Consider the following 12,977-nt stretch of genomic DNA (forward strand, 5'->3'; position numbering starts at 1 on the left):
ACGAGATCCAGAGACAGCGCCGGAATATCCTATGCGCTGTCGCCAACGCATTCGCCGTTCTTAAACAGCAGATAATAACCGGCTTCCATTTTATGCCACTGTTCATTGCTGGTTAGCGGCAGCGTGGCGATGACGGTGACCACATCATTGGCCGTGGTTTCCTGATTAAAATCGATCGCGACATCTTCGTCAATCAGCCGGGCCAACCCGAATGGCGCGCGCCGGGTAAGCCAGTGCAAGGTGTTGCTGCAAAAGCTGAACAAATAGTCGCCATCGGAAAGCAGGATGTTGACGATGCCGAACTGCTGCAATTGGAGACACAGCTCGCCCAGGTAACGGAACATGGCTTGCATGTTTGCGGGTTTGTGCGGGTACTTTCGATCCAGTTCGTTGAGCAGCCAGCAAAATGCCGTTTCGCTGTCGGTATCGCCGACCGGCAGATGTTTCCCGGACTGTTGCAAGGCCTGATAGTCGGTTAATTGGCCGTTATGGGCGAAAGTCCAAAAACGGCCCCATTGTTCGCGGGTGAAGGGATGGGTGTTTTTCAAGGCAACAGGGCCCCGATTAGCCTGCCGGATGTGGCCGATAACGGCGCGGCTTTTAATAGGGCAGGCTTGAACCAGTTTGGCAATGGGCGAGTCGCAGCAGGGCGCGGGGTCTTTAATGGTGCGGCAACCCTGGTCTTCGTAAAAGGTAATGCCCCAGCCATCCCGATGCGGTCCGGTGCGTCCGCCGCGCTGCATCAGGCCGGTAAAACTGAAGCGAATATCGGTCGGAACATTCGCGCTCATACCCAATAATTCACACATGGACTTTCCTCACAATGTCATGACGGCTATCGCCATTACAAACTCTCGTTTTTAATCCCGAACGCTAGCCATTGGCGCTGACTCCGACATCAAGCGATTCCGGCGAAAATACCGGTGCCGAGGCGCGTTCGTAATAATTGCCCTGCACCAGATCGAAACCGGTATTGCGAGCCAGCAGATCGGACTTTTTTTGATCGATTTGTTGCAGGATGCTTTGCCCGCCTGTTGAAACGACCAGCGCTTTTAAATCGCGCAATTTTTCAAACATGGCATTGTCGCGGACATGGTCAAGATGCCGCGCCGACAAACTGACGTAATTCGGGGACAGCTTGCTAATCAGATCGAACGATTGGCCTTCCTGCGCGACATAATCGAACTTAAGCGCGATTTGATAGCCCCTGTGCCGGTAATTATCCAGGCCGGTGACCAGTTCCTGGTAATGCCGGGCATAGTTGCTGTTTACCGCCATGATGATGACGACATTCTTGGTTTCCAGGCCGCATTGCCCGATTACTTCTTCAAAATAGGCGCCGTGATCCTTTTTAACGCCCAGTATATGGCGCGGATCGACTTCCACGAACAGCGCGCCCTGCAAATGGGTGATGGGCAGGTAATTGAGCATATGCACGGTGCGGGATAAGCGATCGAAATTGATGATGGATTCAAAATCGCTGGCTTGGTGAGGATGGTTACTCAGCAAATTTTCAATTTCGTCCGAATACAGGTATTGGACTTCATGGGTGGAAACCTTAAGTTTCGCGGCGTGGCCGACGATCTCGGCGGGTTTTTGCGCCAGGCGTATTGGCGAAAAAACACTGCCTATTTTGATTTGACCGAACAGCGCGCTTATTGTTCCTTCTTCCAGAAGAAAGGGACGAAAACTGGAGCGATGCTCTTGCCCGAAGCGGTCATTGAAATATTCAACTAGATTTTGTAATGGCATGAATTTATCCTCAGGTCTGATAAAGGGTGTACTTATCGGCGGATGTTCCGCTTCAGGTTGTATGGGCTGTATTGCAGTGGATTCAAATCGTAAAGAATTTGTACCTTTTCCGGTTTAAAAAAAAAGGCGGGTCGAAACCCGCCCCGAAAACGATCCTTGTACAGAGAGGAGGTACACATAAAAATGACATCAAACACACGTTGCAAACACTGCCGTACTATTTTTTACGGCAGTTCTTTGTGGTTGGATATAGCTTAGGGGGATTTTTACTTTTAATAAAACGATATTATTCGATAGTTGCATCTAATAAATAGATAAAAAGCGCGGTTCATGCAACAAAGCTTTTTAAATCTCTTTTGGGACTTCCTTCATTCGATGGGCGAAGCGGATTATGCGTGATATGACCTGCTTTTCTGGGGGAAGCGCACCGGCAATTCACCTGATGGATTGCTTAAGCCCAGTCGTTGCGCCATTTCCATCGCACAAACCTGGATACAAAGCAATTAGCGCGCCATTTGTAGAGGCAAATTGTCGCGCGGCAATCGGTCACATTTTCAAGGCGGCATTTAGTCATTAGAATGCATGCAACTCTTGTATGCGCTCCCTCTCCTAAAGGGATTAGAGTTAGCTATCCTTCCTCTCTGTGCGGTCAGCAGCCCTGACCGCATCTTTTTATCCTACGGAAACGGCATTACTCAACTGACGTATTCCGCTCTATTAATGATCAAGATTTGACCGGACAAATCGCTTTCCATAAAGCGGGTCACGCCACTGCCTTTACCTTTACAACAAGCAAAAACACTGCCGCCGGTATTGAAAGCCATTGAACATTTAGGCTAACTATAATCGGCGCTAAGCCGTGTCTTGCAAGGCTGTAGAAAGTAACAAAAGCCGAATGCTGTGTATCTATTTATTAGACATAATCATCGAATAATATCATTTCTTTATTCATTACATGCTGCACTAAACTATTTTCCGGCAATAAGGTTGATGGGAGGAGGGGGCATGTCGGTATTAAAAAAAGCAGGCTATTTCACTGCATGTCTGGAAAGCGGGATGAATTCGAGTTTTCGGCAGCATAGTCCATTCGTTACCGGTCGTATTCAACTGAACCATGCCGGTTGATTATCCGGTCGGTTGCGGCTGCAACGCTTTTCAGGGCTATTGGTTTGGTCGTCCGCTGCCTGGCGCTGAAGTTTTATCGAAATTGGATAAAGGCTAACCGACCTGCGCAAGATCATTGCAAGCTCACCGGCATCCAGGGCAGGGAAACCGGTTGAATCCGCCGCATCGTCAAGCACGGCAACTATAAAATCGAAAAGAAAACGTATCATGTTTAAGAACTTAACCATCAAAATACGCTTTATACTGATCCTGGGCACTTTGGTTATCGGCTTCTCGCTGTTCGGCATTGCGACATTCAAGGCCATGACCACGCTTAATGTTAACGGGCCGGTTTACCAGCGGATTGCGCAAGGTAAAGACATTATTGCCGATGTGCTGCCGCCGCCCGAATACATCATCGAATCCTATATGGTGGCGCTGCAACTGACAGTTGCCGAAGACTTTTATGATCTGAAGACGCAAGCACTGGTATCGCGATTTAAAAAATTGAGATCGGCATATGATGCCCGTCACAGCTTTTGGTTAACCCAGCCGTTGGATCAGGAGCTTCATGATTTATTGCTTGAACGTTCTTACCTGCCCGCGCAGGCTTTTTATGCCGAGGCCGAACAACGGTTTCTGCCTGCAATCCAGGCCGGAGATCGCGACGGCGCACTCGCCGGTTTTCAGGAAATGCGTCGCTCCTATGACCAACATCGTGTCGTTATCGATGAGCTGTTGCGCTATACAGCGGCGCGCAATGCCGAGGACGAACGGCAGGCGCAGGCGATGACCGGCCGATACAACATCGGTTTGCTGGGTATTTTCTCTTTCAGTGTTGCAATGGCGATAGTGCTGACCGTATGGGTCAGTCGCGGCATTTTACGCTCGCTCAAAACCGCCCAACAGGTCGCGGGAGCCATTGCCGATGGCGACCTGAACTCCAGTATCGACATTCACCAAAGCGATGAGATCGGGGATTTGTTGCGCTCCATGGAAACCATGCAACAACAATTGCTGGCGCGCATAACGGCAGACCGTAAAGCGGCGGACGAAACCCTGCGCGTCAAGATCGCGCTGGACAATGTCAGTACCGGGGTCATGATTGCCGATAACGACCGCAACATCATCTACGTTAACCGGGAAGTGATCAATATTTTTGGCAAGGCCGAAGCGGAAATTGGTCGGCAATTATCGAAATTCTCAATGAATGGGTTGATCGGCGCCAACATGGATTTTTTCCACAAAAATCCCTCGCATCAGGCAAACATGCTCAACGCCTTAACCGGCGCCTATGAGGCCAATATGACGGTAGGCGGTCGCTCGATGGTGGTGACCGCCAATCCGGTCGTCAATGAACAAGGTCAACGACTCGGCACGGTAGCCGAGTGGCATGACCGCACCGACGAGGTAACGGCGGAGAATGAGGTCGCGGCGATTGTCGAAGCCGCCGCTATGGGGGACTTCAGCATGCGATTCGATGTGAATGGCAAGGAAGGTTTTTTGCGCCATTTGGGCGAAGACATCAACCGGCTTGTGCAAACCAGCGAAACCGGCCTCAATGAAGTGGTGCGTATCCTCAACGCCTTGTCCCGTGGCGATTTGACCGAAACCATCACCAACGACTATGCCGGTACTTTCGGGCAACTCAAGAACGACTCCAATACCACGGTGGAAAAGCTTAAAGATATTATCAGCCAAATCAAGGACGCCACCGACAGCATTAACACCGGAACAAAAGAAATCGCTTCAGGCAATAATGATTTGTCATACCGCACCGAGCAACAAGCCGCCAGCCTGCAACAAACCGCCGCCAGCATGGAAGAGCTGACCTCCGCCGTGCAGCATAATGCCGCAAACGCCCAGCATGCCAACCGGCTCGCCGTTGACGCATCCGACATAGCCGGCAAAGGCGTTGACGTGATCGGCCAGGTTGTTGCGACCATGAATGACATCAATGAGTCTTCACGTAAAATCGGGGACATTATTTCGGTGATCGACGACATCGCTTTCCAGACCAACATACTTGCCCTCAACGCCGCGGTAGAAGCCGCCCGGGCGGGAGAGCAGGGCAAAGGTTTTGCCGTCGTGGCAATTGAAGTGCGAAATCTTGCGCAGCGCGCTACGACGGCTGCTGAAGAAATTAAAAACCTGATTAATGATTCGGTCGATAAGGTTGCAGGAGGCAGTAAGCTGGTTAATCAGGCAGGGCTGACGATGAGGGAAATCGTCGCCTCCATTCGCGGCGTTACCGATACGATGACCGAAATTACCTCCGCCTCCGCTGAACAACGTTCCGGCATTGAGCAGGTCAATCAAGCCATCGCCCAAATGGACGACGTAACCCAACAAAATGCCGCTTTGGTGGAGCAAGCCGCGGCAGCGGCGGAATCGTTGGAAGAACAGGCGCAAAACCTGGCGGTCACGGTGAGCGGCTTTAAAGTGGGGGACCATTCAGGCAGCTCTTACCGACTTATTCCTCATTCGACAGCGCCTGCAACCCAGCATAAAGCGCAGTTGGCAACCGTTGATGCCGGCGGCTGGGAAGAGTTTTAAATGACAACGATCAGTCGCTTGAAAGTGAATAAACCCAAAATAGTCGATCGATTGCTCAATATTTGCAGCGTGAGTGATCGGTCTAAAGCGCAGTGATTTGAAACAGACTTCATTTTGAAATAGAAATCAAACAAACATAGGACAACAACTCTTAAAAAATAGAACTACTCGCCTGTTATAATGCGTATTTTTTTAACGCATTAAAACAAGGGCGCGTTTTTATGAATTGGGGATACACTTTTTCCGGTCTTGCAGTAGGTCTGTTGGTGGGTTTGACCGGCGTAGGCGGCGGTTCGCTGATGACGCCATTGCTGGTCTTCCTGTTCGGATTCAAACCCGCCGTCGCGGTGGGTACCGACCTTCTGTTTGCCGCCATCACCAAAACCGGCGGCGTGTGGGTGCATCACAACAAACACAGCTCGGTCGACTGGAAAATCGTCGGCTGGCTGGCGCTGGGCAGCATACCTTTTGCCTTGGCTACCTTGTTTGTACTCAAACATTTTATGGAAGTCGGTAAGGAAACCACAGGGGCGATTACCTTTACGCTGGGCGTTGCGCTGCTGTTGACCGCTTTTTCGCTGATAGTGCGTAGCGTGTTATTAAGCCGGGCGGCGAAGCTTAAGCCTATTGATGATGAGCATAGCACTCCCGAAAATGCCGGTCGCTTCAAACATTTGCAAATACCCGCCACCGTATTGATCGGCGCCGTGCTGGGCATATTGGTGACGCTGTCGTCTGTCGGGGCCGGTGCGCTGGGTACTGTCGCGCTGCTGTTCCTTTATCCCCGAATGACCACGCTGAAAATTGTCGGCACCGATTTGGCTCATGCCATTCCGCTCACCGCAGTCGCCGGGCTGGGTCACCTCAGTCTGGGTAACGTGGACCTGGTTTTATTGGGCAGCCTGTTGATCGGCTCTTTGCCCGGCATCTGGATTGGCAGCCACCTGAGCGCAAAGATCCCGGAAAGAATTTTACGGCCGATTCTGGCTTCCATCCTGTTGCTGATCGGGCTTAAATTCGTACTGCAATAAACCAATAAAAGCGTTCTCAAACATAATGGAACGCAGATGCCGCGGATGAATATGATGAACACGGATTAAATCCTATTTGATCATAATTATCAGCGTCGCCTGGAGGCGCTTACTTTTGGCATCAGCGTTCCATTTTTTTAACTGCTGAGTCGTTACAAGAGGATCAGAACATGACTGAAAACATCCGTCCGCCGTTGCCGCCATTCACTGCCGAAACGGCCGCGCAAAAAGTACGCGCCGCCGAAAATGCATGGAATACGCATGACCCGGAAAAAATAGCGTTGGCGTATACCGTTGATAGCGAATGGCGTAACCGTGCCGAGTTTCTTACCGGCCGCGATCAGATCGTGCAATTTCTCCAGCAAAAATGGGCCAAGGAGCTGGATTACCGCCTGATAAAAGAGCTGTGGGCTTTTCACGATGCGCGTATTGCGGTGCGCTTCGCCTATGAGTGGCATGACGCATCGGGCAACTGGTTTCGATCTTACGGCAATGAAAATTGGGAGTTTGACCAAAACGGCCTGATGAAACGACGCATAGCCAGCATCAACGACTTGCCGATAGCGGACGCGGAGCGGAAATTTCATTGGCCGCCGGGGCCGAGACCCGATGATCACCCCGGCCTGTCCGAACTCGGATTTTGAGCTTATTTAAAGCATAAAATGAGTTTGGCGCCGCTTGATTTATCTGTGATAAGGCTTATAACCAAGAAGGAGGACAACGCGTTTTTTAGGGTTGTCATAACAGAAAAATCAACAGGCGGGTGGGGTATGAATGAAAGTTCGACTGATCAAACCGATATTGAAAAATTGCACTCATTAAAGCGCTTGGCAACGGCCGTGTATCTGTGTCAGGTGCTGGCTTTCGCGTTTGCCGGGTTGCCATTGCTGGTGGGTGTGATTATCAACTTTATGAGGCAGGATGACGTTAAGGGAACCTTTTTGGAATCCCATTTCGACTGGCAGATCAAGACCGTGTGGATAGCTCTGGCCGGTCTTGCATTGTCGGGCTTAACGTTTGAGTTCGGTATCGGGCTTTTTATCCTGATTGCAACGGTAGTGCTGATGGTATACAGGATCGTAGTCGGATGGAGTGCGCTGAATTCTGACCGGCCGGTTAGCGAATGATTAGGCAAGCTTCAAACGCCGAGGGCTAAACGGAGTTTGTCCTGTCGGAGGTTCAGTCAGGTCCCTCAAGGCCGTGCTTTTTAACCCGGATTTAATCATTTCTTAATGTTTACCGCGGCCTATCTTAATGTTCTCTTGGTTATACTTAGCGTTTGTAACTCTACTCGCGCTTACCTCTATGACTAGCCAAGAAAACTTTAGAATTGACCTGTTCAAAATTAAAAAGTCAGCCCTGTCACTCGGTTTGGCGATTGGATTAACGCTGCTCAGCGGCTGTCAGACCTTGTCGTCGTTTTTTCCCGAAGACGAGGAAAAAACGGTAACCATCGAGTTTCCCGAGCCGCAATCGGAAACCGTAGTCACCCACGAATTCGAACTGCCTGACGGCGAAAACATGGTCGGCAGCCTTGCTGCAATCGACACCCGCGAAAATGATGCCCTGCCGGATATTGCCCGGCATTTCGGCCTTGGCTATAACGACATCAGCATAGCCAATTCCGCCGTCTCCCCCTGGACACCCAAGCCGGGCAGTCGCGTTCTGTTGCCTTTGCAATTCATACTTCCCGATTCGCCTCATAAAGGCATAGCGCTGAACCTGGCGAACATGCGCCTGTTTTACTATCCCAAAAAACAGCCGGACAAAGTTTACACCTATCCGGTCGGCATTGGCCGTCAGGGGTGGAATACGCCGATGGGACAGACCAGCATCGTCGCCAAAGATGCCAATCCAAGCTGGAATGTTCCCGAGTCCATTCATCGAGAACATGCCGAAAAAGGCGATTCATTGCCCAAGGTCGTTCGCTCAGGGCCTGATAACCCGTTGGGACTTTATGCAATGCGTCTGGGCTTTCCCGGTTATTTAATCCACGGCACCAACAAACCCTATGGTATCGGCATGCAGATCAGTCACGGCTGTGTGCAGCTTTACCCGGAGGACATTGAAGTGTTGTTCAAAAAAGCCACGGTCGGCATGCCGGTGCGCATCATTCATCAGCCCTATTTGACCGCGTGGCATGAGGACATGCTCTACCTCGAAGCGCATGAACCTTTGCCGAAATGGGCCAAGGAGAAAGCCGGTCTAAGAAAAAAAGTGGTGAAGGATTTGCATGAACTCAGCGCCAAAAAAGGCGTGGCCGTCGATTGGGAAAAAGTCGAACGCATACTCCAGCGTTCGGACGGTATTCCCACGCCGATACTGGTGCAAAGTCCTGATGTGGCGGAACTGTCGGCAAACGCTTTGCAGCTGAAACATCCGGGGCAGTTCTACGACCAACCTGTCGCCGGTGAGTTAAAAGACAGCGACTGGGCCATTTTGGTGGCCAGCTTTAATGACGAAACCAAGGCGCAACAACTGGCAACCATGCTTAATCATCAAGGGCCGATCATACCGGCCCGTAAAATCCAGAAGGACGATGCCTACCAGGTTATCGCCGGGCCATTTAAGAGCAAAACGGAAATGAAAGCCGCGGCAAAACGCATCAAAATGGATTTTGAAATTGATAGCGAGCCGGTAAAGCCGCGATTAACGTCGGTGAATTAGGCAGGATTGATCCTTTGAGCCAAGTGTAGGGGGTTGCTTTATCACGCTATAGCCGAGGAGGGCAATGCATCAAGGTTAAATCCAAGCGTTTCGCTTCCGATTTTTCCCGAAGAATTGTCCACGAAAAGCACGAAAAGCACGAAAAACCTCGCAAAACGGATTCTTTTGACTGCTTTTTTTTCGTGTCTTTCGTGATTTTCGTGGACCTGTTTTTCCTAAGGATTAGATTCTTGATGGGATGATCTTTATCGGAAGTCGCCTTAAACCGGCAATTAAGGGGTACATTGTCACAGGATAGGCTTTATATAGGTAAATCCTATTCATTCATAGCAAGCCGGTATTATACAAATACCTTGTATCGCTTATAAGATAGAGCCTCCATTAACAAGACCATACGAGAAAACTATGAAAACTGCAAAACTGATCGTCATGTACCCACATCCGACCAACCTTGATACGTTTGAGCAACGCTATGCGAATGAGCACGTTCCCATGGCTGTAGAAAAACTGGCAGGAAAAACCCGCTTTGTTGCGTCCCTCATAACGGGCAGTCCAGGCAACGCCTCCGCGCCTTTTCATCGCATTGCGGAAGTTTATTTTCCGTCCATGCAAGCATTGGAAGCGTGTTTGAATTCAGCCGGAGGACAAGAAACAGCGGCGCACGCGGTTGAAATTTCAACGGGGGGCGCGCCGGTGTTTTTAATTGCGGAAGTTGAAAGCTTTGACTTTTAGACCTTGATAATCGAGGGGAGAACGGTCAAATCTCCCCTCAAGCCCGGATTTTGGCGCGGTATTGGGGATGACGTTGGGGCTTACTCCGCATTCCTCTACCGCGCTATCCGCTGCTATGTTAACGCGTGCCGGATTTTCTCCGTATGGGCAGGGTAAAATACATGGTAGTGCCTTTGCCGGAGTGGCTATTGAAATGCAAGGTGCCTTCATGGGCTTCGATAAGTGAGCGACTGATAGATAGTCCCATGCCCATGCCGTCTGTCTTGGTGGTGTAAAAAGGCGTTAATATATTTTGTTGTTGCTCTTCGTCAAGTCCCGGCCCATTGTCTTTTACCCTGACCTGTATGTCATTATTAAGCGTCAATCGGCTATGGATGGTCAATTGGCGTTGCCGTTTTTCGGGTAAGTTTAGCAAGGCGTCAACGCTGTTGCGGATCAGGTTGATGATGACCTGTTCAATCTGCACATGATCGACATAGATAGTCGGCAGGTTGTTTGTCAATTCAAATGTCAGTCTTATGTCGTTTTGCTTAAGTTCATCAATACACAGGCCGACAGCCTCGTGAATCAAATTATTAATGTTGGCGGTTGAGCGCTGTTTTGCATGCGATTTGACGAACTCCCTCATGCGATGAATGATCCGTCCCGCTCTTAACGCCTGTTGCTGGGTTTTGTACAGGATCTCGGCGAGCTTTACCAGATCGGGATGCTCGGTATTAATAAGGTTTAGACTGACTTGGGTATAGCTGGAAATCGCAGCCAGCGGCTGGTTGATTTCATGGGCAATGCCCGAGGCCATTTCGCCCATCAGCCCAAGGCGTGTGACATGGGCGAGTTCGTCCAGGTGCTCCTTGTCCTGCTGTTCCCGGTGTTTGCGCAAACTCACATCACGCACAATATGGGTAAAGTAGTGCTCATTTTCGATAGAAAACTCCGCTATGGATAGATCCAGAGGCACCGCGGAACCGTCTTTGTGAATGCCTTCAATTTCTTGAATTTGACCGATAGATTCTGCTGCCTGGGATGAATCGCCATCGCTCATTTCCTTTGGCGATGCCGGCATGAGCTTGTTAATATTGCAACCCACCAGATCTTCCGGTTTATAGCCGAAAATAGCTTCTACTGCGGCATTAGCGGATATGATGATATTGGACATGTCAAAAGTAATAATGCCCTCCACTGACGCATTAAAAATGGAGTTGAGTTTGGCTTCAATCTGCTTGCGCTGGGTAATGTCGTACATAATCACCAAATGCACGCCTGCGAAATCGTGATGAATCGCAGCGGCACTCGCCAACACGGTTTTAATATTGTTGTTATTACAGCGAATAGCCAGCTCCATAGGAGGAAAGTCGGTCTGTTCCTGTTTGGTTTTTTTCAGTGCCGATTGCCAGGTCGTATCGACCCAGCGACGATAGTCCGGATCGGGGTAGGCTTTCGACTGCCAGTCTGCCACCGTGGGTATATCGTCTACGTTGTAACCGAAGGTTTGTACAAACGCCTGATTCAGGAAGGTGATGTTCCATTGCTCGTCGTTCAGCGCCATCGGCACCGGGGAAACTTCAATAATCGAGCGGAATTTAGCCTCGCTGGCTTTTAGTTCATCTTCCATGAGTTTGCGCTCGGTGATATTTTCATGACTGACGACAACCCCGCGATGCGAACCTTGCAAGGGCAATACATTCATGTGAAACCAGCGCTGTTGAGTGGGCGAGCGGCAAGGATACTCTAAATTAAAGGTTTCCCGCTCGCCCGTCAGCACTGCCGCAATACCGGCCTGAGCAGGATTTACATCATTGCAATGAGGTTGACTACAGCCATTTTTACATATATCCAGATAATTAAGCCCCAGCATATTTTGACGGGATTCCGGTAAGTCATTGTCTTTGGCGAACTGCCGCCACGCTTTGTTGACGGCAACAATAACACCTTGTGCATCCAGCACGGCGATACGCGAGGCCAGCGAGTCAAGTATGCTGACATTAAGGGCATCACTGTCGTGCAGTTTTTCCTCCATCCGTTTACGTTCGCTGATATCGGTTACGAAGCCGTGCCAAAGCACCGAACCGTCTTCTTCGCGTTGCGGCAAGGCGTTACCGAATAGCCAGCGTTCTGTACCGTCGGCAAACCTGAGACGGTATTCATGATGCCACGGGGTCAAGTTTCGCGCTGATTTCCGGATGGCAGGACCGATACTGCCGTAGTCGTCCGGGTGAACAAGGGCAAATGCCTTGGACGCATCCTCGCGAACGTCCTCCGGACTGAGCCTGAATATATCGCAGATGGCTTCACTGGCGAAAGGAAAGCAGGAGCTGCCATCGGCACGCAAGCGAAATTGAAAGACCATGCCGGGCAACTGACACGCTATTTTCTGTAGCCGGTCGAAAGCCTCGTGCTGTGCGGTTTCGGCTGTTTTTCTTTGTTGTATTTCGGCTTGCAGCTGTGCGCTGCTGGGTCTGGACAAGGCGCGGGGAATAATCCAGATCATCAGCACGGCGGTGGCGATGGAAATAATGGCCGTAAGGGCTTTAAGTAAGCCGTCCAGCCAATATAACGGCATCCATATCGTGATAGCCGACAGTAAATGCGTGGTGCCGCAGGCGACAATAAATCCGGCAAACATGGCTGCCAGCCACGGATAGGGAAAATCTTTACGCTGCCGGATAAAATACACGAGCATCAGGGGAATGGAATAATAAGCGAGAGTGATCAGCAGATCCGATCCGACATGTAGCCAAAGCAAGACCGGACTCCACGACAGGCAATAGCCATGAGGAATGAGGTCTTTAATATTAAAAAGGTGATCAATTAATGCTTGCATTTTCCAGGTATGGGGTGAAGTGTGGAAAGGAATGTCATTTCGGGATGACTTAAAGCGCCCTTCGTTCCGTGTGCCGTCATAAAAAACAGGAGTCTAAAACATGCTTGAGCGTCAATGCCTTATACCGATCAGCCCTTTATAACTCAGGAGCTGAAGCAGGCTTAAGGTCGAGCGCATTAAAAAGGCCGTAAACGATCATGCAGGCATACTGAAATCTGGTAGTGTTCAGTCCACCTGGCACAATGCCTCGATACCTTATGAACGTTGAGATCGTACCTCATTCCAATCTGTCGCCCTGATGTGGCGGGAATATC

General features: G+C 50.2%; 11 protein-coding genes. 6 read left to right on the forward strand and 5 right to left on the reverse strand.

What is annotated here, in order from left to right:
* Nucleotides 1-29: 29 nt before the first annotated feature.
* The 4 genes from METTU_RS11060 to METTU_RS11070 all read right to left on the reverse strand — a co-directional run bounded on the left by METTU_RS11060 (nucleotide 30) and on the right by METTU_RS11070 (nucleotide 3,086).
* Nucleotides 30-809: a class II glutamine amidotransferase gene (locus METTU_RS11060; protein ID WP_006891648.1), complete on the reverse strand. Its 780-nt coding sequence runs from the start codon at nucleotides 807-809 to the stop codon at nucleotides 30-32.
* Nucleotides 810-873: 64 nt separating this feature from the next.
* Nucleotides 874-1,752: an EAL domain-containing protein gene (locus tag METTU_RS11065; RefSeq protein ID WP_006891650.1), complete on the reverse strand. Its 879-nt coding sequence runs from the start codon at nucleotides 1,750-1,752 to the stop codon at nucleotides 874-876.
* A 695-nt stretch (nucleotides 1,753-2,447) separates the two neighbouring features.
* Nucleotides 2,448-2,576, reverse strand: a complete 129-nt coding sequence (locus tag METTU_RS24825) for a hypothetical protein (RefSeq protein ID WP_302050580.1) — start codon at nucleotides 2,574-2,576, stop codon at nucleotides 2,448-2,450.
* 279 nt (nucleotides 2,577-2,855) lie between these two features.
* On the reverse strand, nucleotides 2,856-3,086 hold the full coding sequence (locus tag METTU_RS11070) for a hypothetical protein (RefSeq protein ID WP_040579747.1): 231 nt from the start codon (nucleotides 3,084-3,086) through the stop codon (nucleotides 2,856-2,858).
* Here METTU_RS11070 and METTU_RS11075 point away from each other — a divergent pair.
* From METTU_RS11075 to METTU_RS11100, 6 genes are all read left to right on the forward strand, one after another.
* Entirely contained in the window at nucleotides 3,085-5,412 is a 2,328-nt protein-coding gene (locus METTU_RS11075; RefSeq protein WP_006891652.1) for a methyl-accepting chemotaxis protein, read from the forward strand. The genes METTU_RS11070 and METTU_RS11075 overlap by 2 nt on opposite strands.
* Before the next feature lie 221 nt (nucleotides 5,413-5,633).
* The gene (locus METTU_RS11080; protein ID WP_006891654.1) at nucleotides 5,634-6,443 is read left to right on the forward strand and encodes a sulfite exporter TauE/SafE family protein; all 810 of its coding nucleotides are present in this window, start codon (nucleotides 5,634-5,636) and stop codon (nucleotides 6,441-6,443) included.
* A 170-nt stretch (nucleotides 6,444-6,613) separates the two neighbouring features.
* Entirely contained in the window at nucleotides 6,614-7,087 is a 474-nt protein-coding gene (locus tag METTU_RS11085; protein WP_006891656.1) for a nuclear transport factor 2 family protein, read from the forward strand.
* A gap of 126 nt (nucleotides 7,088-7,213) precedes the next feature.
* On the forward strand, nucleotides 7,214-7,570 hold the full coding sequence (locus tag METTU_RS11090) for a DUF4870 family protein (RefSeq protein WP_006891658.1): 357 nt from the start codon (nucleotides 7,214-7,216) through the stop codon (nucleotides 7,568-7,570).
* Nucleotides 7,571-7,748: 178 nt separating this feature from the next.
* Nucleotides 7,749-9,110 (forward strand): L,D-transpeptidase family protein, encoded by a 1,362-nt coding sequence (locus tag METTU_RS11095; protein ID WP_150107778.1) that lies wholly within the window; start codon nucleotides 7,749-7,751, stop codon nucleotides 9,108-9,110.
* 405 nt (nucleotides 9,111-9,515) lie between these two features.
* Nucleotides 9,516-9,842, forward strand: a complete 327-nt coding sequence (locus METTU_RS11100; protein WP_006891663.1) for an EthD family reductase — start codon at nucleotides 9,516-9,518, stop codon at nucleotides 9,840-9,842.
* Nucleotides 9,843-9,960: 118 nt separating this feature from the next.
* Here METTU_RS11100 and METTU_RS22450 read toward each other — a convergent pair whose 3' ends face one another.
* The gene (locus tag METTU_RS22450; protein ID WP_006891664.1) at nucleotides 9,961-12,663 is read right to left on the reverse strand and encodes a PAS domain S-box protein; all 2,703 of its coding nucleotides are present in this window, start codon (nucleotides 12,661-12,663) and stop codon (nucleotides 9,961-9,963) included.
* Nucleotides 12,664-12,977: the final 314 nt, after the last annotated feature.

This window comes from Methylobacter tundripaludum SV96 (assembly GCF_000190755.2).
GTDB lineage: Bacteria > Pseudomonadota > Gammaproteobacteria > Methylococcales > Methylomonadaceae > Methylobacter_A > Methylobacter_A tundripaludum.